The sequence below is a fragment of the Telluria sp. ZT3P39 genome (assembly GCF_059685935.1).
This window is the reverse complement of sequence record NZ_JCASIH010000006.1, coordinates 1-20,030: the sequence shown is the minus strand read 5'-3', so window position 1 is coordinate 20,030 and position 20,030 is coordinate 1. Positions and strand designations below refer to the sequence as shown.

At 65.7% G+C, this 20,030-nt stretch carries 15 protein-coding genes and 3 tRNA genes; 13 read left to right on the top strand and 5 right to left on the bottom strand.

Annotation, left to right across the window (positions count from 1 at the left end; all coding sequences use genetic code 11):
* Positions 1-64 precede the first annotated feature (64 nt).
* Together AC56LR_RS08200 and AC56LR_RS08195 are read left to right on the top strand one after the other, a co-directional pair.
* Complete coding sequence (locus AC56LR_RS08200) at positions 65-1,597, top strand: DAHL domain-containing protein (RefSeq protein ID WP_497129350.1); 1,533 nt, start codon at positions 65-67, stop codon at positions 1,595-1,597.
* A 74-nt stretch (positions 1,598-1,671) separates the two neighbouring features.
* Positions 1,672-2,316, top strand: a complete 645-nt coding sequence (locus AC56LR_RS08195; RefSeq protein WP_497129349.1) for a GNAT family N-acetyltransferase — start codon at positions 1,672-1,674, stop codon at positions 2,314-2,316.
* A gap of 108 nt (positions 2,317-2,424) precedes the next feature.
* On the opposite strand, the gene AC56LR_RS08190 is transcribed toward AC56LR_RS08195, so the two are convergent.
* Positions 2,425-2,940 carry an Lrp/AsnC family transcriptional regulator gene (locus tag AC56LR_RS08190; RefSeq protein WP_497129348.1) on the bottom strand — a complete coding sequence of 172 codons (516 nt, stop codon included), beginning with the start codon at positions 2,938-2,940 and terminating at the stop codon, positions 2,425-2,427.
* A 212-nt stretch (positions 2,941-3,152) separates the two neighbouring features.
* On the opposite strand from AC56LR_RS08190, the gene AC56LR_RS08185 reads away from it, so the two are divergent.
* The 3 genes from AC56LR_RS08185 (at position 3,153) to AC56LR_RS08175 (ending at position 10,347) form a co-directional block, all read left to right on the top strand.
* Positions 3,153-6,716, top strand: a complete 3,564-nt coding sequence (locus AC56LR_RS08185; RefSeq protein WP_497129347.1) for an indolepyruvate ferredoxin oxidoreductase family protein — start codon at positions 3,153-3,155, stop codon at positions 6,714-6,716.
* Between the two features lie 143 nt (positions 6,717-6,859).
* The gene (locus AC56LR_RS08180; protein ID WP_497129346.1) at positions 6,860-8,470 is read left to right on the top strand and encodes a S41 family peptidase; all 1,611 of its coding nucleotides are present in this window, start codon (positions 6,860-6,862) and stop codon (positions 8,468-8,470) included.
* Between the two features lie 116 nt (positions 8,471-8,586).
* Entirely contained in the window at positions 8,587-10,347 is a 1,761-nt protein-coding gene (locus AC56LR_RS08175) for a M14 family metallopeptidase (protein ID WP_497129345.1), read from the top strand.
* A 9-nt stretch (positions 10,348-10,356) separates the two neighbouring features.
* Here AC56LR_RS08175 and AC56LR_RS08170 read toward each other — a convergent pair whose 3' ends face one another.
* From AC56LR_RS08170 to AC56LR_RS08155, 4 genes are all read right to left on the bottom strand, one after another.
* Positions 10,357-10,857: a SixA phosphatase family protein gene (locus tag AC56LR_RS08170; protein ID WP_497129344.1), complete on the bottom strand. Its 501-nt coding sequence runs from the start codon at positions 10,855-10,857 to the stop codon at positions 10,357-10,359.
* 82 nt (positions 10,858-10,939) lie between these two features.
* Positions 10,940-11,857 (bottom strand): tRNA 2-thiocytidine(32) synthetase TtcA, encoded by a 918-nt coding sequence (gene ttcA, locus AC56LR_RS08165; protein WP_497129343.1) that lies wholly within the window; start codon positions 11,855-11,857, stop codon positions 10,940-10,942.
* A complete protein-coding gene (locus AC56LR_RS08160; protein WP_489875145.1) occupies positions 11,854-12,252 on the bottom strand; it encodes a dihydroneopterin aldolase in 399 nt (132 codons plus the stop codon). Before AC56LR_RS08160 ends, ttcA begins: the two co-directional genes overlap by 4 nt.
* A gap of 13 nt (positions 12,253-12,265) precedes the next feature.
* Positions 12,266-13,060 carry an SDR family oxidoreductase gene (locus AC56LR_RS08155; RefSeq protein ID WP_497129342.1) on the bottom strand — a complete coding sequence of 265 codons (795 nt, stop codon included), beginning with the start codon at positions 13,058-13,060 and terminating at the stop codon, positions 12,266-12,268.
* A gap of 58 nt (positions 13,061-13,118) precedes the next feature.
* On the opposite strand from AC56LR_RS08155, the gene AC56LR_RS08150 reads away from it, so the two are divergent.
* From AC56LR_RS08150 to AC56LR_RS08115, 8 genes are all read left to right on the top strand, one after another.
* Positions 13,119-14,267 (top strand): class I SAM-dependent methyltransferase, encoded by a 1,149-nt coding sequence (locus tag AC56LR_RS08150; RefSeq protein WP_497129341.1) that lies wholly within the window; start codon positions 13,119-13,121, stop codon positions 14,265-14,267.
* A gap of 116 nt (positions 14,268-14,383) precedes the next feature.
* Complete coding sequence (locus tag AC56LR_RS08145) at positions 14,384-15,364, top strand: J domain-containing protein (protein ID WP_497129340.1); 981 nt, start codon at positions 14,384-14,386, stop codon at positions 15,362-15,364.
* A 163-nt stretch (positions 15,365-15,527) separates the two neighbouring features.
* Positions 15,528-17,186 (top strand): response regulator, encoded by a 1,659-nt coding sequence (locus AC56LR_RS08140; RefSeq protein WP_497129339.1) that lies wholly within the window; start codon positions 15,528-15,530, stop codon positions 17,184-17,186.
* 3 nt (positions 17,187-17,189) lie between these two features.
* Positions 17,190-18,731: an HDOD domain-containing protein gene (locus AC56LR_RS08135; protein ID WP_497129338.1), complete on the top strand. Its 1,542-nt coding sequence runs from the start codon at positions 17,190-17,192 to the stop codon at positions 18,729-18,731.
* Between the two features lie 203 nt (positions 18,732-18,934).
* Positions 18,935-19,019 (top strand) — tRNA-Tyr (locus AC56LR_RS08130).
* Between the two features lie 38 nt (positions 19,020-19,057).
* Positions 19,058-19,131, top strand: a tRNA-Gly gene (locus AC56LR_RS08125).
* Between the two features lie 35 nt (positions 19,132-19,166).
* Positions 19,167-19,241, top strand: a tRNA-Thr gene (locus AC56LR_RS08120).
* Positions 19,242-19,319: 78 nt separating this feature from the next.
* Positions 19,320-20,030, top strand: a 711-nt coding sequence (locus AC56LR_RS08115; protein WP_497129337.1) for an elongation factor Tu, incomplete at its 3' end; no start/stop codon positions are given.

Sequence of the window (20,030 nt, the reverse complement as noted above, 5' to 3'; positions counted from 1 at the left end):
TGCGCGACTGATCCGCAAGCATGCGTTATCCTCTGGGCATAACACCTGAAGTAACGGAGGAATAATGATTGCCGTGCTGGCGCAGCGCGTAGCGAGCTTGAGCCTGCGTCGCCGCCTGCAAGTCGCCGGCGTGGCGGTGCTGGTGCTGGCCATGCTGCTTGCCTTCCTGTATATCCGGTCCGAAACGACCGATCCCGAGATCCGCAACGACGTCATGCTCAAGTTGCGCGAGCTGGAAAAGCTCGACGCCGAGTGGGATGCCAATATCCTGCGCGCCCATATCGGCCGCGCGCCGGCGGCCGCGCAGCTCACCACCGGGCTGCCGCGCATGCGCGACCTGCTGGCGCGCCTGGCCGAAGCAGTGCCGCAGGCGGCCAGTCCCGCCGTCAACGATGCCTACACCCAGTTGCGCGACGCGGTCCAGCGCAAGGAACTGCTGGCCGGCCAGTTCGCCCGCCACAACCCGCCCCTGCGCGAGGCCCTGCTGTTCCTGCCGCCGGCCGTGGCCGACCTCAAGACCGAGCTGGGCGGGATCGAAGGCGCGCTGGTGCCGGCCCAGGTCGTGGTGCGGCTCGACGCCTCGCTCAATACCCTGCTGACCGACATCCTGCGCTACAACGGCGCCCCGTCGCCCGTGCTGGCGGCGCGCATCGAGGACACCCTGGGCGACATCGGCGCCCAGCAGGTCGCCTTCTCGCCGGCCGTCGTCCAGAAGATGGATGCCCTGATCAAGGCCGCGCGCACCATCCTGGAAAAGCGCCCGCTCGAGAATCGCCTGGAAACGCAGATCGCCGCCACCGGCACCGGCGCCGCGCTCGACCGCCTGGGACGCGAGTTCGACCGTTCCTTCGACACCGTGCTGCTCGAGCGCGAGCGCTACCGCAGCTTCCTGTTCGTGTATTCGAGCCTGCTGCTCCTGCTGCTGGTGTATGCAGCGGTGCGGCTGCGGCGCAGCTACCGCATCATCGGCGAGGTCAACCACCGCCTGCAGGCGGCCAACGAGAACCTCGAGCACCGCGTGGCCGAGCGCACCGCCGAACTCGAGGCGCAGTCCAAGCAGCTCGAGCGCCTGGCCCAGCACGACAGCCTGACGGGCCTGATCAACTACCGCCAACTGACCCGCCTGCTGGAACGGGCGCTGGCGCGCGCCAACCGGCGCGATTCGGTGGTGGTCATCATGTTCATCGACCTCGACGGCTTCAAGGCGGTCAACGACACCTGGGGCCATGCCACGGGCGACCTGGTGCTGCAAATGGTGGCGCGCCGCGTCGAGCACAAGCTGCGCGCCGAAGATGCCCTGGCGCGGCTCGGCGGCGACGAATTCGTCATCATGCTGGAGGAAGTCGCCTCGCGCGAAGGCGCGCTGCGCGTGGCCCAGCTGGCGCTCGACGAGATCCGCTCCGTCACCGAGGCCGACGGCCATCCGGTGACGATTTCGGCGTCCATCGGCATTTCCAGCGCCCGCGGCCACGCCGGGTCGGCGCGCGGCTCGGCAGCGCTGCTGGCCGAAGCCGACAAGGCCATGTACGAGGCCAAGAGCTCGGGCAAGGGCGTCTTCGTCGTCAGCCCGGCGGCGCAATGGAGGACGCCCGGCTGAGGGGTGGGTCCCGGCATGCAATGACAGAATCCGCTACAATCGCGGCATTGTTGCACTGCACAAAAGGACTCACCATGCTGGACAATCCGTTGGGCCGCTGGCTGCGCGGCCTCAAGGGCAAGCCCGGCCGACCAACCGTGCTCGTCAAGGAACTGAGCGAGCGCGACCGCCGCCGCATCCTGCGCCATTTCCTCGCGCTCGACCCGAACGACCGCCTGCTGCGCTTCGGCAGCATGATCCCGGACGAGGCGATCGCCGCCTACGTCGACAAGCTCGACTTCAAGCGCGACATCGTGTTCGGGGTCGTGAACCGGGTGTTCCAGCTGGTCGGCGTCGGCCACCTGGCGTTCGCCAAAGCCGACGGCGCCAGGCGCACGACCAAGGAAAAGGTGGCGGAACTGGGCGTATCGGTATCGAAATCGGCACGCGGCCAGGGCGTCGGCTCGCGCCTGTTCGACCGCGCCGCGATCCACTGCCGCAATTCGGACGTGGACACCCTCTACATGCAATGCCTGTCCTCGAACCAGACCATGATGCATATCGCCCGCAAGGCCGGCATGCAGATCAAGCGCGAGTTCGGCGAGGCGGATGCATATCTGCAAATCCCGCCGGCCAGCCCGGGCAGCGTGATGGCCGAGGCGCTGGAAGAGCAGTGGGCGGTGATCGATTACAACTTCAAGGCCAATGCGCGGGCGGCGGCGAAGTGGTTTTCCAAGTAGGGTGGGCGGCTTCGCCGCCCGCGCGGTGATAGTTGGGATTTGAAGCGCCGCGCAGGCTGCATCGCCGTGATTTGAACGCGCGGGCGGGAAACCCGCCCACCCTACGAATCAATTAGCCACTGGCAACGCCGTCGTCTCCTTGATCCTCTGCAACGCAAAACTCGACTTCACATCCAGCACCGCCGGATGCTTGAGCAGCGTTCCCATCATGAAGCGCGAGAAGTGGTCCATGTCCTCGACATGCACCCGCAGCAGGAAATCCATCTCCCCCGTCATCGCATAGCAGGCCACCACTTCCGGCCAGGTGCCGACCGACACCGCGAAATCATTGCGCGGCGAGGTCGCCGGCAAGCCCGGCGTGCCGCGTGCGCCGCCCGCCACTTCGCTGTGCTTTTCCAGCCGTACGTTGACATAGGCCAGCAGCCCGAGGCCGATCTTGTCCGGGTCGACCAGCGCCACGTACTGGCGGATCACGCCGGCCTCTTCCAGGCGCTTGATGCGGCGCAGGCAGGGGGAGGGCGACAGGTTGACGCGCTCGGCCACGTCCTGGTTGGACAGGCGCCCGTCCGTCTGCAGGACCGCCAGGATTTTGCGGTCGGTCTTGTCGAGCTCGATTTTTGACATGATTTCCTCGGTGAATTCGCGAACCCGGCAATTTTATTGCGCAAATCATCTGGCGGGGTGAATTGTTTGGAATTTAATGCCGGAAGGGCAGGACTATACTGTGCGCCATACGGGAGGAGGCTGGCCCAGCCCAGCCGCGCGTGCCACGACGACCACCAAGAGTCCTCGGCAAGCGTCCTGAAGCCCCTAGCGAAAAAATACGGAGACACCGCATGAACGCACCCATCGACCGCGCCAATTTTGCGCAGCCGCAGCACGACATCACCCTTGACGACAAGTGGACGCTCGAGCGCGGCCGTGCCTTCATGACGGGTACCCAGGCGCTGATCCGCCTGCCAATGCTGCAGCGCGAGCGCGACCTGAAAGCCGGCCTGAATACCGCCGGCTACATCACCGGCTACCGCGGCTCGCCGGTCACCGCCGTCGACCAGACCGCGATGAAGGCGAAGAAGCACCTCGACGCCCACCACGTCAAGTTCCACCCGGGCATGAACGAAGACCTGGCGGCGACCGCCGTCTGGGGCACCCAGCAGACCAACCTGTACAAGGACGCGCTGTACGACGGCGTGTTCGCCATGTGGTACGGCAAGGGTCCGGGCGTGGACCGCTGCGGCGACGTCTTCAAGCACGGCAATAACGCGGGTTCGGCCAAGAACGGCGGCGTGCTGGTGCTGGCCGGCGACGACCATGCGGCGAAATCCTCGTCGACCGCGCACCAGTCCGACCACATCCTGACCCACTGCGGCATCCCGGTGCTGTACCCGTCGTCGGTCCAGGAATACATCGACTACGGCCTGCACGCCTGGGCCATGAGCCGCTACACCGGCCTGTGGGTGTCGATGAAATGCGTCACCGACATCATCGAATCGGGCGCCGTGGTCGACCTCGACCCGGACCGCGTCCAGATCCAGCTGCCGACCGACTTCGAACTGCCGCAGGGCGGCCTGAACATCCGCTGGCCCGACGCCGTGCTGGACCAGGAAGTCCGCATGAGCAACTTCAAGTGGTATGCGGCGCTGGCCTATGCCCGTGCCAACAAGCTCAACAAAATTATCTGGGACGCCCCGCAGGCGAAAATCGGCATCATCACCGCCGGCAAGAGCTATGTCGACACGCGCCAGGCGCTGGCCGACCTCGGCATCGACGAGCAGGCTGCGCGCGATATCGGCCTGCGCCTGTACAAGGTCGGCATGACCTGGCCGCTCGAATCCGAAGGCGTGCACGAATTCGCGCGCGGCCTCGACGAGATCCTGGTGGTCGAAGAAAAGCGCCAGGTGATGGAATACGCGCTGAAGGAAGCCCTGTACAACCTCCCGGACGCCCAGCGTCCGCGCGTGGTCGGCAAGTTCGACGACACCGGCGAGTGGAGCAATAAAGACCGCATGGGCCACGGCGACTGGCTGCTGCCGGCCACCTACGAGCTGAACCCGGCCCAGATCGCCCGCGCCATCGCCTCGCGCATCTCGCACTATTGCGCCGGCCACCCGGTCGAGCAGCGCGTGAAAGAGCGCATCGCCTTCCTCGAAAACAAAGAGCTGGTGCTGAAGAACATCCCGGCCAAGGCCAATCCGGAAACCGACCGCATCCCGTACTTCTGCTCGGGCTGCCCGCACAACAGCTCGACCAAGGTGCCGGAAGGCTCGCGCGCCATGGCCGGCATCGGCTGCCACTACATGGTGCTGTGGATGGACCGCGAAACGTCCACCTTCACCCACATGGGCGCCGAAGGCACGACCTGGATCGGCCAGTCGCCGTTCACGAGTGAAAAGCACGTGTTCGTCAACCTCGGTGACGGCACCTATTTCCACTCGGGCATCCTGGCGATCCGCGCGGCCGTGGCCGCGAAGGTGAACATCACCTACAAGATCCTGTACAACGACGCGGTTGCGATGACCGGCGGCCAGAACGTCGACGGCCCGCTCGACCCGGGCATGATCACGCGCCAGATCGCCGCCGAAGGCGTGGGCCCGATCATCGTCGTCACCGACGAACCTGAAAAATACCCGGACGATTACGCCTGGGCCGAAGGCGTCACCGTGCGCCACCGTTCGGAACTGATGGACGTCCAGCGCGAGCTGCGCGAACTGCCGGGCGTGACCGCCGTCATCTACGACCAGACCTGTGCGTCCGAAAAGCGCCGCCGCCGGAAAAAAGGCGAATTCCCCGACCCGGCCAAGCGCGCCGTGATCAACGAAGCGGTCTGCGAAGGCTGCGGCGACTGCTCGGTGCAGTCGAACTGCCTGTCGGTCGAGCCGCTGGAAACGGAACTGGGCCGCAAGCGCCAGATCAACCAGTCTTCGTGCAACAAGGACTTCTCGTGCGTGTCGGGCTTCTGCCCGAGCTTCGTGACCGTTGAAGGCGGCGGCCTGAAGAAGCCGAAGAAAGCCGCTACCAACGAAGCGGCCCCGCCCGTGCTGCCTGAGCCGATCGTCCCGCAGATCGCCGCGCCGTTCGGCATCCTGGTGGCCGGCGTCGGCGGCACCGGCGTGGTCACCGTCGGCCAGATCCTGGCCGTGGCGGCCCACGTCGAAGGCAAGGGCGCGATCGTGCTCGACCAATCCGGCCTGGCCCAGAAGGGCGGCCCGGTGATGTCGCACGTACGCCTGGCGCAGCAGCAGGAAGACCTGCACTCGACCCGCGTCGGCACCGGCAGCGCCGACCTCGTGATCGGCTGCGACCAGATCGTCGCCGCCAGCCGCGATGCCCTGAGCCGCATGGGCGAAGGCCGCACCTGGGCCGCCGTCAACGCCACCACCTCGACCACCGCCGCATTCGTCAAGAACCCGGACTGGCAGTTCCCGGGCGAAGGCTCGCGCGGTGCGATCCAGATGGCCTGCGGCGCGCAAAACGTGGAGTTCGTCGACGCCGGCCAGATCGCCACCGCCCTGATGGGCGACTCGATCGCGACCAATATGTTCATGCTGGGCTACGCCTTCCAGAAAGGCCGTGTGCCGCTGCTGGAATCGTCGCTGATGAAGGCAATCGAACTCAATGGCGTGTCGGTGCCGTTCAACAAGGCCGCGTTCAACTGGGGCCGCACCGCCGCCCACGACCTGGCCTCGGTCAAGAAGCTGGCCACTCCGGCCCAGGTGATCGAGTTCAAGCGCACCCAGAGCCTCGACGACATCGTCAACCGCCGCGTCGAACTGCTGACCGCCTACCAGAACGCCGCCTACGCCGCGCAGTACAAGGCCTTCGTCGACCAGGTACGCGCTGCAGAAGCCAAGCTTGAGGGTGGCAACCGCGGCACCCGCCTGGCCGAAGCCGTGGCGCGCTACTTCTACAAGCTGATGGCCTACAAGGACGAGTACGAAGTCGCCCGCCTGCATACCGATCCGGCCTTCAAGGAAAAGATCGCCAACATGTTCGAAGGCGACATCAAGATCAAGTACCACCTGGCGCCGCCGCTGCTGGCCAAGCACGACAAGCAAGGCCGCGCGATCAAGCAGGAATTCGGTTCGTGGATGATGGGCGCGTTCGGCGTGCTGGCCAAGCTCAAGGGCCTCCGCGGCACCCCGTTCGACATCTTCGGCTACACCGCCGAGCGCCGCACCGAGCGTGCGCTGATCGGTGAATACCGCAAGACCGTCGAAGCGCTGCTGCCGAAGCTCACCGCCGATAACCTCGCGCAGGCGGTGGCGATCGCCAGCATCCCGGAAGACATCCGCGGCTATGGCCACGTGAAGGAGCGTCACCTGGTGACGGCCAAGCAGAAGGAAGCGGCGCTGCTGGCCGCCTTCCACGCACCGCTTGGCGCCGCCCCGCGCGCAGCTTGACGGCGCTTTGATGACAGCTTGATACGGCCGGCCCGCCCGATCATATCAAGCTGTCATTTTCCTTAGCATTTCTTGTTGTGCCGCAGCCCCGACTGTTACAGTTGGTTGCACTCCGCCCGGGCAGGCGCGTCTATAATCGGCGCATGACATCGCCATCCGCCCCTGGTCGCGTGACGACCGCACCCCGCCTGATTGCTTCCCTGTTCGCTGCAAGCGTCGTTCTCGCCGGTTGCGGCGGTGGCGGGGGCTCGCCTGGTGTCGGTGCCCGACCCGAGCCGATTGCGCAGGAACCGCCTCCCACCACGAACCCGGTCACGCCGCCTCCAGGTACCGGTACCGTGGGGCAGACCGCGGCCGACATCGACGCCGGCACGCTGGGCGATCCTTTCCAGTACTGGAACAAGTGCGCCGCCCCGCGCACCGGCCTGGATTTCGAGGGCGTGCCCTTCCCGGACAAGCAGGGCACCCTGCTCGACGAGCTGAAGTTCCTGCGCGCCTGGACCCACCGTTTCTACCTCTGGTACAACGAAGTCCCGAACACCTACAAGATGGCCGACTTCACCAGCGCCATCGATTATTTCAACGTGCTCAAGACCCCGGCCCTGACCGAATCGGGCGCGGCCAAGGACCGCTATCACTTCACCTACGCCACCGAGGAATGGGAGAAGATGACCACGGCGGGCCTGGACCTGGGCTATGGCCTCACCTTCAAGCGCAACACCGGCGCCAACATCCCGCGCACCTGGCTGGTCACGCTGGTCGAGCCGGGCTCGCCCGGAGCGGCCGCCGGGCTGCAGCGCGGCGACATGCTGACCCGCGTGGACGGGATCGATTTCGTCAACGCCGGCGACACCGATTCGGTCCGCCGCATCAACGAAGGCCTGTTCCCGACGGCGGTGGGCACGCCGCACAACTTCAGCTTCCAGCGCGGCGGCATCACGTTCGACGTGACGATGACGGCGACGGAAGTAAGCGTCCAGCCGGTGAAGAACGTGAAGGTGCTCGACACCCCGACCGGCAAGGTCGGCTACCTCAGTTTCGAGACCTTCAACGGGGTGTCGGAACGCCAGCTGGTCGATGCCTTCACCACCCTCAAGGCCTCGGCCGTGACCGACCTGGTGCTCGATCTGCGCTACAACGGCGGCGGCCTGCTGTACGTCGCCAGCGAACTGTCGTACATGATCGCCGGACCGGATGCGACCCGCGGCAAGGTCTTCGAGCGCCAGCAGTTCAACGACAAGACGGCGCCCCAGGATCCGATTCCCTTCCGCACCACCGCCTACGGCTTCAGTTCGCCCAACCCGGTGCGTGCGGGCACCGCGCTGCCGACCCTCGGCCTGAAGCGCGTGACCATCCTGACCACCTCGGGCAGCTGCTCGGCCAGCGAATCGGTGATCAACGGCCTGCGCGGCGCCGACATCGAAGTGAACCTGATCGGCGGCCAGACTTGCGGCAAGCCGTATGGCTTCACGCCGATCCCGAACTGCGGCACGACCTATTTCTCGATCGAGTTCAAGGGCGTGAACAACAAGGGCTTCGGCGACTACGCGGACGGCCTGGCGCCGACCTGCCAGGTGGCGGACGACCTGTCGCGTCCGGTCGGCGACCCTGCCGAAGGCCTGCTGGCCGCCGCACTTGCCTACCGCCAGACCGGCACCTGCCCGACCTCGAGCAGCCGCGCCCGCAGCGTGCCGATGGAGATCGTGCGTCCGCAGGTGAAGGAAATCTCGATCTACACCAGGCCGCGCCAGTAATTTTTGCGGCCCCGGTAACCGGCCCGGCCAGCGCAAGCTGCCGGGCCGATTTCATTCTGGAAACGGGTCTATAATCGTCGGCTTTGTCACTTGAACAATTGCCGGAGCTTTCCTCGATGATCCGTCCCGCCTACCTGCTGGCCCTGCTGGCTGCCGTTCCCCTGTCCCACGCCGCCCCCAACCTGACCACTGTCTCGGAACGCTCGGGCTTCCAGGCCACCGGCCGCTACGATGAAGTCATCAAGCTGTGCGGGGACTTCCAGAAAGTTTATCCGAAGCAGGTGAAATGCACCGGGTTCGGACGCACGCCGGAAGGCCGCCCGATGATGGCGCTGGTCGCCTCGAACACGGGGGCCTTCACGCCGCAGCTTGCGAAGAAGCAGGGGCTGCCGGTCACGCTGATCCAGGGCGGCATCCACGCCGGCGAGATCGACGGCAAGGACGCCGGCTTCCTGGCGCTGCGCGCAACCCTCGAGGGCAAACTGGCAAAAGGGGCCCTGGACAAGCAGGTGCTGGTCTTCGTCCCCGTGTTCAACGTGGACGGCCACGAGCGCTTCGGCAAATGGAACCGCCCGAACCAGCGTGGCCCGGTCGAAATGGGCTGGCGCACCACGGCGCAGAACTTCAACCTCAATCGCGACTATGTCAAAGCCGACGCGCCGGAAATGCAGGCGATGCTGAAGCTCGTGAACGCCTGGGATCCGCTGACCTATGTCGACCTGCACGTGACCGACGGCGCCAAGTTCCAGCACGACGTCTCGATCCAGGTCGAGCCGGTGTATTCGGGCGACCCGGCCTTCCGCGCCGCCGGTCTGGCGCTGCGCACCAATGTCATCGCCGACATCGCCAAGCTCGGCTCGACGCCGCAGTCCTACTACATGTCATTTGCCAAGACCGACGACCCGCAATCGGGCTTCATCGACGGCGCCTCGGACCCGCGCTTCTCGACCGGCTACTTCCCGCTGCGTAACCGCATGGCGATGCTGGTCGAGACCCACGCGTGGAAGGATTACCCGACCCGCGTGCGCATCACCCACAACAGCGTGATCTCGGTGCTGGAGCAGGTGGCGCAGCACGGCAAGCAGTGGCAGCAGGCCGCGCTGGCGGCCGATGCCCGCGCTTCAAAGCTGGCCGGCACGCCGGTGGCGCTGAACTACCGCACCACCGACAAGACCACCATGGTCGACTTCCAGGGCTACGAGTACACCCGCACGCCATCCGAGGTCTCGGGCATCCTGATGACCCGCTACGACGAGACCAGGCCGCAGGTCTGGCGCGTGCCGCTGCGCGACGAAGTCGTGGCCGACCGCCAGGTCACCGCGCCGCGCGCCGGCTACATCGTGCCGGCGGCCTATGCCGACATCGTCGCGGCCAAGCTGGCGCAGCACGGCATCGCTTTCCGCAAGCTGGACAAGGCGCTTGCACAAGCGCAGGTCGAGACCTTCCGCGCCGACAAGGCGGTCTTCGGCGCCACCTCCTTCGAGTCGCACCAGCGCCTGGCAGTGGACGGCGCCTGGAAAGCCGAGCCGCGCGCTGTCCTGCGCGGCTCGCTGTTCGTGCCCGTGGCGCAGCCGAAAGCGCGCCTGGTCGTGGCGATGCTGGAACCGCAGGCGCCGGATTCGCTGCTGGCCTGGGGCTTCTTCAACAACGCCTACGAACGCAAGGAATACATGGAGGAGTACGTGGCCGAAGACGTAGCGCGCGAGCAGATGGCGGCCGACCCAGGCCTGGCTGCGCAGTTCAGGCAGAAGGTCGAGAGCGATCCGGCATTTGCCAAGAATGCGCAGGCAAGGCTGGAGTTCTTTGCCAAGCGCCACGCGTCGTGGGATGAGCGGTTCAACCTGTATCCGGTGTTGAGGACCGACGTCGCTCCGTAAGGGGTGTGCTTAAGGCATCGTGAACAGCACCGTGTTCACGGCGCCGCCGGTGCCCGGCGTCAGCTGATACAGCCGGTCATATTCGTTATCCCCAATATCCGCTCCGGGCGCTCCGCCGAACAGCCGCACCAGCTCGGGCAGGGTATTCGAATGCCCCACCACCAGCACCGCACCGCTCAAGGCCTTCACCTTTTCCACCAGCGCTTTTGGTGCGCGCGGATCGTAGACCTGCACCGTCAATCCGGTCTTCTGCGCCAGCGGCTCGGCCGTTTGGAGTGTGCGCTTGGTCGGCGTATGGAAGATGTTGGTAATGCCCACGCGGTGCAGCAGGATGCCCATGTGCTCGGCCCGCGCGCGGCCTCTCGCGCTCAGGTCCGGGTCGCCGTTCTCGCTCATCTTTTCCCCGTGGCGCACAAGGTAGATGGCGCTCGGCTCGGCCATCGCGGCGACAGGGGCGAGCAGGGCGAGGCCCAGGGACAGGTGGCGGAACAGGCGGGCGGGCAGTTTCATCGGGATCCTCTTGTCGATTGGGACGAAAAAAAAGGCAGGGTAGCATGCCCCTGCCTGTTGCTGCGACGTCGCGCCTGCGCGATTACAGCTGGGTCAGCGAAATCGTGTTCGCCGCCGGCGTCGAGCACGGCTCTTCATCAAACGCGATGTCGCCCAGCGGATTGGGCACCCCATCCGTCTTCAGGTCCATGAACCCGAACAGGTTACGGTCCTGCAGGTGCGACGGCACCACGGTCGAGAGCGACGAGAAGATGTTGTCCACGCGCCCCGGATTGGTCTTTTCCCAGCCGCGCAGCATCGCCTTGATCTGCTTGCGCTGCAGGTTTTCCTGCGAGCCGCACAAATCGCACGGGATGATCGGGAAGCCTTTTACTTCGGCATAGCGCTCGGTGTCGGCTTCCTTCACATAGGCCAGCGGGCGGATCACCATGTGCTTGCCGTCGTCCGAGACCAGTTTTGCCGGCATGCCCTTCAGCTTCCCGCCGAAGAACATGTTCAGGAAGAAGGTCTCGAGGATGTCGTCGCGGTGGTGGCCCAGCGCGATCTTGTTGCAGCCGAGTTCATCGGCCACGCGGTACAGGATGCCGCGGCGCAGGCGCGAGCACAGCGAGCAGGTGGTCTTGCCTTCCGGGATCAGGCGCTTGACGATGCTGTAGGTGTCCTGGTTTTCGATGTGGTACTCCACGCCGAGCTTGTCCAGGTAGGCCGGCAGGATGTCGGCCGGGAAGTTCGGCTGCTTCTGGTCCAGGTTCACCGCCACGATGTCGAAGTGGATCGGCGCGCGCTCGCGCAGCGTCATCAGGATGTCGAGCAGCGCGTAGCTGTCCTTGCCGCCCGACAGGCAGACCATCACCTTGTCGCCGTCTTCGATCATGTTGAAGTCGCCGATCGCCTGGCCCACCAGGCGGCACAGGCGCTTGTGCAGCTTGTTGTTCTCGTGCGCGATCTTTTCCATCGTCCTGGCGCTCACGCCCATCTGGTCGAGGTCTGCTTCGCTCATGCTTCTTCCTTCACCTGGAACACTTCGCAGCCCACGCCTTCGCAGTCCGGATAGACATCGGGCTTCATGGTCGAGACGCGCGCGGCGCGCACGCGCGGGTGGGTCAGCATGGCCTTCACCACGTCATCGCACAGGGTTTCCTGCAGGTGGATATGGCCCTTGGAAACGCGCTTGGCAATGGTGTCGCGCATGAAGTCGTAGTCGACCACTTCGGACAGCTGGTCGGCCTTCGGGGTCGATTGCTCGAGCGGGATGAACAGGTCGACGTTGATCAGCACGCGCTGTTCCGCCTTCTTTTCGAAGTCATGCACGCCGATGTTGATCATCACTTCGTAATTGCGCAGGAACAGCCGGCGGCAATCGCGCAAGCTCGGGTGGGTCAGGGCGGACAGCATAATGAAGCCTTATTTATGAATGGTTACTGTTTGGTTCGGTCAGGAACATCACGTCGCGGTGCGACGGCTGCAAGTGCTGGCCGCCGTCGACCAGCAGGGTGGTGCCGGTGAGCGCGCGCGCGCCGGCTGCATACACGACGGCGTCGGCGATGTCCTGCGGGGTCGAGGAACGGCCCAGCGGCGTCTGTTGGTGCGCCTGCATGAAGCCTTCCTCGGTCTGTTCGCCCGACACCATCGTGATGCCGGGCGCCACGCCCACCACGCGCAGCTTTGGCGCCAGCGCCTGGGCCAGCATCGTGGTGGCCGCATGCAGCGCCGCTTTCGACAGCGTGTACGACAGAAAATCCGGGTTGAGATTGTACAGTTTCTGGTCCAGCAGGTTGATCACCACGGCCTGGCTGCCCGCGGGTGTCGCGGCGTGCAGGGCCTGCGCCAGCAGCAGGGGCGCTGCGACATTCGCGCCCATATGGGTGGCCAGCAGGGCAGGCGAAAACGCGGTGGCACTGTCGTATTCGAACAACGATGCGTTGTTGACCACGCAAGTAAGCAGGCCCAGTTCCGTCGCCACGCGCCCCGGCAGGGCGCGCACCGCCGCTTCATCGAGTAGGTCGCACTGGAGGAGCGCGGCGCGCCGGCCGAGGGCGCGGATGGCCTCCATCGTCTCGCTGGCGTCGGCTTCCGAATGGCGGTAATGCACGGCCACGTCCCAGCCGCTGGCGGCCAGGCCGAGCGCGATCGCGCGGCCCAGGCGCCGGCCCGCGCCGGTCACGAGCGCGACTTTCGGGGAAGCAGGGGCGGAATCCGTCATCGTTGGTCTGTAGGGCGGCTGAATGGTTGATAAGGGCTGATTTCGCTACAATGCCGGCATGTCCATGCCCGCACCCGCTCCCGACGCACTTGCAGCGTCCCAATCCCTGCAACAACTGATCGCCGACGAGATCGAACAGCTCGGCGGGGCGATGGCGTTTTCGCGGTTCATGGAACTGGCGCTGTACGCGCCCAGGATCGGGTATTACAGCGGCGGCGCATCGAAGCTCGGCGCCAGCGGCGATTTCACGACGGCGCCGGAAATCTCGCCCCTGTTCGGGGCCAGCCTGGCGCGCGCGGCAGCCGCTATTATCGCGCAAAGCGCGCCCGACATCATCGAATTCGGCGCCGGCACCGGCAAGCTGGCGCGCGACGTGCTCACCGCACTCGCGCGCATGGGCGTGGCGGTCAATTCGTACACCATCATCGAATTGTCCGGCGAATTGCGCGCGCGCCAGCAGGAAGCCTTGAAGGATTTGCCGCAGGTGCGCTGGGTCGATGGTTTCCCGGAGAACTTCAGCGGCGTGGTGCTGGCCAACGAGGTGCTCGACGCCATGCCGGTCGAGCTGGTCATCCGCAAGGATGGTAGTTGGCAGCGCCAGATGGTGACGGTGGAGGCGGGCGAATTCGCTTTCGTGCAGCAAGCGCTGCCCGAAGACCTGGCCTTGCACGTGTTGCGCCAGATCCCCGATGCGGATCACTTACCTGAAGGCTATGTTACCGAAATCCACCCGGTGGCCGAGGGCTTCATGGCTTCGCTGGCCGGCATGATGAAGGACGGCCGCGGCGCCGCCATCCTGGTCGACTACGGCTTCCCGGCGCGCGAGTTCTATGTCGACCAGCGCACCGGCGGCACCCTGATGTGCCATTACCGCCACCACGCGCATCCGGACCCCTTCTATCTGCCGGGCCTGCAGGACATCACCGCCCACGTCGATTTCACGGCCATGGCGCTCGCTTCCCAGGATGCCGGCCTGCCGGTGCTGGCCTACATGAACCAGGCGTCCTTCCTGCTGGCCTGCGGCATCGGCGACCTGCTGCTCGAGACCGATCCGCAGGATGCGCTGCGCTACCTGCCGCAGGCGAGGGCGATGCAGAAGCTGGTGTCGCCGGCCGAAATGGGCGAGCTGTTCAAGGTGCTGGTGGTCGGGCAGGGCGTCGACTTGCCGGACGCAGTCGCGCAGGCAGACCGTACCCATCGCCTGTAGGATTGTTGACATCTTGCGCTCCGGATACAAATCCGGCTAAGCTGTACCACCAGCTGCAGAGGCGGCAGGGATCGGCTGTAGAATCGACGGCGAGAACAGCAGGCACACGAGACACCATGGCCAAGATCCACACCCACTATGACAACCTGAAGGTCGCGCGCGGCGCGCCGGGGGAAGTCGTGCGTGCGGCATACAAGGCCCTCAGCCAGAAATACCATCCCGACAAGAACCCGGGCGACGAGAAGGCCGCGCGCATCATGGCGATCGTCAACACCGCCTACAACACCCTGTCCGATCCGGTGCGCCGCAAGGAGCATGACGAGTGGATCGCGTCCGAGGAGTGGGAAGTCGAGTGGCTGGAAAGCAGCGGCGCCGAGGAAGGCGCCCCGCGCACCCGGCCCGACAGCTGGGAGCCCCGCGCGCCGGAAGCGCGTTCGCGTGCCCGCCTGCTGCGCGATCCGCGCTGGTGGCTGGGCCTGGCGACCTGCTTCGTGGCCGGCGCCGCCGCGGCCGTCTTCCTGGTGGAGCCGCCGCGCGCCAGGCTGCCGGCGGCGCTGGCCTGGGCCGGCAAGCCCGATCCGGTGGCGGTCGAGCGTCCCGAGCGCACGGACCGTCCCGACGAGCTCGGCACCGACGCCAGCACCGAAGGCTGGGCGCGCCGCTTTGGCGGCGAGGGATCGGCGCCGCCGCCCGAGATCAAGGCGCTGGCCGTGACCCAGCTGGTGGTGCCGGCCCACGCCCCCGATTGCGGGACCGATTTGCAGACCCTGAGCGCTCCGAGCGGCGATCCTTGGCCGGCCGAGTCCGGCTACCTGCCGGGCTACCCCTACGGCAATGGCGGCACCGAGATGCAAATCGTGGTCGACAACAGCGCGAATGCCTCGCCCATCTTCGTCAAGCTCTACGACCTCGACCGCCGCTCGAACGTGCGCCACGCCTACGTGCTGCCGGGCGCGACTTTCCTGATCGACAAGCTGGCCGCAGGCAAATACGAAGTCCGTTACCAGAACATCATCATCGGCGGGGCCAAGTCGGAGTGCCTGAACGGCGGCCGCGCACCGCTGCGCCAGGCCGCCGCCTTCGCCCCGGGCGGATAAGAACGCGCCGGGCTGTCTCTTTTCCCCCGCATTGACCGCCGGTTTGACCGGTGTCTTTACCCAATTCAACTATTTTGTTCCCCAGCCGTAATATACTGGGCCGATGCAGTCAGCCCATGCAGCGGCTGCCCCACGCCCAACGCAGGCCAACGGAAAACCTGGAATGAACGAACTGGAAGGCCTCACGGCCCTGATCATCGAGCCCCACTCGGGCATGCGTGCCAATGTGCACAGCATGCTGAACATGTGCGGCCTGACGAAAATCGAGCACGCCAGTTCGTCGAACCAGGCAGTCAAGCACCTGACCCTGCGCAGCTTCGACCTGATCCTGTGCGAATACGACCTCGAAGGCGGCCAGGACGGCCAGCAGCTGCTGGAAGACATGCGCCACCACAAGCTGATGCCGCTCGCGACCATGTTCTTCATGGTCACGGCCGAAGGCAACCACAGCAAGGTCGTCAGTGCCGCCGAGCTGGCGCCGACCGATTACGTGCTCAAGCCCTTCACCGCCGACCGCCTGCTCGAGCGCATCGCCCGCGCACTCGACAAGCGCGCCGCCTTCATGCCGGTGTACACACTGATGGAAGCGGGCGACCAGCGCGACGCGGTCGACGCCTGCATCCAGGGCCAGGCCCTGCATCCGCGCTATGCGGTCGATTTCCTGCGCCTGCGCGCCGAGCTGCACATGTTCCTGGGCGAGCCGGAGCAGGCCGAGCCGATCTACCGCCAGCTCATCGACGTCAAGGCGATCGCCTGGGCGCGCCTGGGCCTGGCCAAGACCTTGTTCCTGCGCAAGCAGTTCGACGAGGCCAAGGGCCTGCTCGAAGAGCTGGTCGACACCAACAAGAATTTCGTCGATGCCTACGACTGGCTGGCGCGCACCCATTCGGCGGTCGGCGACCTGACCAGGTCGCAGGCCGTGCTGACGGAAGCGGTGGCGGTGTCGCCCCATGCCGTGCGGCGCCTGCGCACCCTGGGCGAAACGGCGGCCGAGGCCGGCGACCTGGAAGCGGCGGAAAAAGCGCTCAAGCAGGTCATCAACAAGGCCAAGTATTCGGAATTCCGCGATCCGGAAGACCACGTGCGGCTGGTGCGCACCCTGGTGAAGAAGGGCGACCCGGTGGCCGCCGCCGCCATGGTCCGCGACCTCGACCGCTCGATGGGCGGGCGCGCCAACACCACCCTGTGCAGTGCGATCTCGTCGGCGATGCTGCACGAGTACACCGGCAACGAAGCGCGCATGAACGAGGCCTTGACGACGGCCCTGGGCGCCTGCAAGGATGCGCCGGCCCTGTCGCCCGACCTGAAGCTGGAGCTGGCGCGCACCTGCCTGGAAAACAACATGGAAGAGGGCGGCGCCGAGCTGGTGCGCGAAGTCATGCGCAATGCCTCGAACGATGCCGGCATGGCGCGCGCCATGGGCGTGCTGGAAAAGGCCGGCTTCCCGGACCTGGCGCGCACGCTGGCGCAGGAAAGCCGCCAGCACGTGGTCGACCTGGTGGCCGACGGCGCCGCGCGCGCCCGCAGCGGCGACTTCCGGGGCGCCGTCACCATGATGCTGGAAGCGACCACCAAGCTGCCGAACAACCCCTCGGTGGCCTTCAATGCCGCGCTGGCGGCCCTGCGCTGCATCGAGCACGACGGCTGGGACGACAAGCTCGGCCAGCAGGTGAGCGGCCTGATCGGCAACGTGCGCAAGCTCGATCCGGGCAACCCGAAGCTGGGCGCGCTGGCGGCGCTGCACCACCAGCTGCTGAAGAAATACGAGCGCAATGCGCAGGGCCGCGTGGTCAAGGCCGCACCCGGCAAGACGGCGGGCTGATCGATGCACGACCCTGCACTGCCGCCGGAAGGCGTGACCCGCCGCGTGCGCGCCGCCCTGATGCACAAGGTCTGCGGCGACGAAGAAATGTTCGCGCTCGGCGCCTCGATCGCGCGCGTGGTCGAAATGGCCTCGAGCGACGACCAGGGCACCCACGACCTGGCGTATTACGTGGTGTCCGACCCGGCGCTGACCCAGCGCATCCTGCGCCTGTCCAATACCATCCAGTACCGCACCATTTCCGGCACGGCGGTGACGACGATCTCGCGCGCGATCTCGCTGCTGGGCTTCGACAACGTCAAGACCACCGCGCTGGCGATGCTGCTGGTCGACGCCCTCGACAGCTCCGAGCACGCGGGCAGCGTGCGCATCGAGCTCGAAGCGGCGCTGTGCGCCAGCCTGGTGGGCCGCGAGATGGCGCGCCACAGCTTCTTCCAGGGCGCCGAGGAAGCGGCCATCTGCGCGCTGTTCAAGAACATCGGTCCGCTGCTGGTGGCCAGCCACGAGCACGACCGCTACCGCGAGATCGGCGCCCTGGTCCAGGGCGGCAAGCACACGGTCGGCCAGGCCTCGCAGATGATCCTGGGCGCCAGCTACGACATGCTGTCCCAGGCCGTGCTGGCCGAATGGAAGATCCCGGACGTCATCGTGCGCGCCCAGGCGGCCCTGCCGCACACCGCGGTGCGGGTGGCGGCCAACCGCGGCGAATGGATGCGCCAGGTCGCCTCCTTCGGCCTGGATGTGGCGCGCCTGCTGGCCAAGACCCACGAGCCGGCCGGCTCGCCCGACGCCGCGGCGCTGCTGGGCCGCTATGGCGCCGCGCTCGACCTGGACAAGGCGCGCATGGAAACGCTGCTGGTGGCGGTGCAGGAAGGCATGCGCGGCCTGATGGAGAGCATGAACCTGCAGCCAGCGCCCAAGACCGAGGTGCAGGACGCGAAGGGCGGCCTGCCCAATGTGCTGCTGCTGGCCACGCTGGACGCGGGCGAGGAAGAGCAGGGCGGCTTCCACCCGAGCGGCAAGCCAAAGAACGCGCGCGACCTGCTGCTGGCCGGCGTGCAGGACGTGACGCAATTGCGCGCCTCGGGCCAGGGCACGCTCAACGACGTGGTGCTGGCCGTGCTCGAGACCTTGTTCGGCGCGCTGGGTTTCCGCTTTGCCACCGTCTGCCTGAAGGATGCGCGTAGCGGCCAGTTCCGCGCCCGGGTGGCGCTGGGCGAAGACAGCACCCGCCTGCAGGCCGGCTTTGCCTTTCCTGTCGCAACCGGCCGCGACCTGTTCCACCTGGCCATGGACAACGACGCCGACCTGATGATCTCAGACGCCGCCAGCCCCAAGATCCGCGACCTGCTGCCCGACTGGCACCGCAAGCTGCTGCCCGACGCCAAAAGCTTCATCGTGCTGCCGCTGGTCGTGGGCAAGGCCCAACTGGGCATGTTCTATGCCGACCGCACGATGGAGGCGCCCGAGGGCGTGCCGCCGGACGAGACCGCGCTGATCAAGGCGCTCAAGGGTCAGGTGCTGGCGGCGTTGGGGCAGGGGTAAACCCGGCACGCCGCCGGCCCCGTTCCGCGGCAAATCATTATTTTTCAGGCTGCCCTGCAATTCCCACCAAATCACCCTTGTGGTTTTACACCGCGACCGTTACAATCACGCCCCGAAGCAACGCTGCTATGCGATGCAGACAAAGTCTGTGGAAACATAGTTGACACTACGTTGAGCTTGCTTCATACTCTGCGGTTCTTCGCGGTGGGGTGGCCGAGTGGTTAAAGGCAGCAGACTGTAAATCTGCCCTCTCTGAGTACGCTGGTTCGAATCCAGCCCCCACCACCAAAAGAAGAGTCGTGAAGACGAATTGAAAGTTGTACCTCGCGGGTGTAGCTCAATGGTAGAGCAGAAGCCTTCCAAGCTTACGACGAGGGTTCGATTCCCTTCACCCGCTCCAGTGTTCGCGGTGCAAGTAGAAAACCGCAAAAACAAGCCCTTTTAGCTCAGTGGTAGAGCACTCCCTTGGTAAGGGAGAGGCCACGTGTTCAATCCACGTAAAGGGCACCAGAATTCAAAAAACGGCAGTGCGTCGTACTGCCCGTCAGGTGTGCCTGGTAATTCTCAAAATATCGTTAGGAGTCTCAAATGGCAAAAGGTAAATTCGAACGGACCAAGCCGCACGTCAACGTCGGCACCATCGGTCACGTTGATCACGGCAAAACCACCCTGACGGCAGCAATCGCAACCGTCCTGTCGAAGAAATTCGGCGGCGAAGCAAAAGCATACGACCAGATCGATGCGGCTCCAGAAGAAAAAGCACGCGGCATCACCATCAACACCGCGCACGTCGAGTACGAGACCGAAAACCGTCACTACGCGCACGTTGACTGCCCAGGCCACGCCGACTACATCAAGAACATGATTACCGGTGCCGCGCAGATGGACGGCGCGATCCTGGTGTGCTCGGCCGCCGACGGCCCAATGCCACAGACCCGCGAGCACATCCTGCTGGCGCGTCAGGTCGGCGTTCCGTACATCATCGTGTTCCTGAACAAGTGCGACCTGGTCGACGACGCAGAACTGCTGGAACTGGTCGAAATGGAAGTCCGTGAGCTTCTGTCGAAGTACGAGTTCCCAGGCGACGACCTGCCAATCATCAAGGGTTCGGCACGTATGGCCCTCGAAGGCAAGCCGGGCGAAATGGGCGAAGACTGCATCATCGCCCTGGCCAACGCCCTGGACACCTACATCCCAACGCCAGAGCGCGCTGTTGACGGCGCCTTCCTGATGCCAGTGGAAGACGTGTTCTCGATCTCGGGTCGCGGCACCGTTGTTACCGGTCGCGTCGAGCGCGGT

Excerpts from the sequence above, each read along its gene's own strand:
- AC56LR_RS08175 (WP_497129345.1), top strand. The coding sequence starts at position 8,587 with ATGATCCGTCCCGCCTACCTGCTGGCCCTGCTGGCTGCCGTTCCCCTG.
- AC56LR_RS08185 (WP_497129347.1), top strand. The coding sequence starts at position 3,153 with ATGAACGCACCCATCGACCGCGCCAATTTTGCGCAGCCGCAGCACGAC.
- AC56LR_RS08145 (WP_497129340.1), top strand. The coding sequence starts at position 14,384 with ATGGCCAAGATCCACACCCACTATGACAACCTGAAGGTCGCGCGCGGC.
- AC56LR_RS08200 (WP_497129350.1), top strand. The coding sequence starts at position 65 with ATGATTGCCGTGCTGGCGCAGCGCGTAGCGAGCTTGAGCCTGCGTCGC.
- AC56LR_RS08160 (WP_489875145.1), bottom strand. The coding sequence starts at position 12,252 with ATGCTGTCCGCCCTGACCCACCCGAGCTTGCGCGATTGCCGCCGGCTG.
- AC56LR_RS08190 (WP_497129348.1), bottom strand. The coding sequence starts at position 2,940 with ATGTCAAAAATCGAGCTCGACAAGACCGACCGCAAAATCCTGGCGGTC.
- AC56LR_RS08150 (WP_497129341.1), top strand. The coding sequence starts at position 13,119 with ATGTCCATGCCCGCACCCGCTCCCGACGCACTTGCAGCGTCCCAATCC.
- AC56LR_RS08140 (WP_497129339.1), top strand. The coding sequence starts at position 15,528 with ATGAACGAACTGGAAGGCCTCACGGCCCTGATCATCGAGCCCCACTCG.
- ttcA (WP_497129343.1), bottom strand. The coding sequence starts at position 11,857 with ATGAGCGAAGCAGACCTCGACCAGATGGGCGTGAGCGCCAGGACGATG.
- AC56LR_RS08155 (WP_497129342.1), bottom strand. The coding sequence starts at position 13,060 with ATGACGGATTCCGCCCCTGCTTCCCCGAAAGTCGCGCTCGTGACCGGC.
- AC56LR_RS08170 (WP_497129344.1), bottom strand. The coding sequence starts at position 10,857 with ATGAAACTGCCCGCCCGCCTGTTCCGCCACCTGTCCCTGGGCCTCGCC.
- AC56LR_RS08180 (WP_497129346.1), top strand. The coding sequence starts at position 6,860 with ATGACATCGCCATCCGCCCCTGGTCGCGTGACGACCGCACCCCGCCTG.
- AC56LR_RS08195 (WP_497129349.1), top strand. The coding sequence starts at position 1,672 with ATGCTGGACAATCCGTTGGGCCGCTGGCTGCGCGGCCTCAAGGGCAAG.
- AC56LR_RS08135 (WP_497129338.1), top strand. The coding sequence starts at position 17,190 with ATGCACGACCCTGCACTGCCGCCGGAAGGCGTGACCCGCCGCGTGCGC.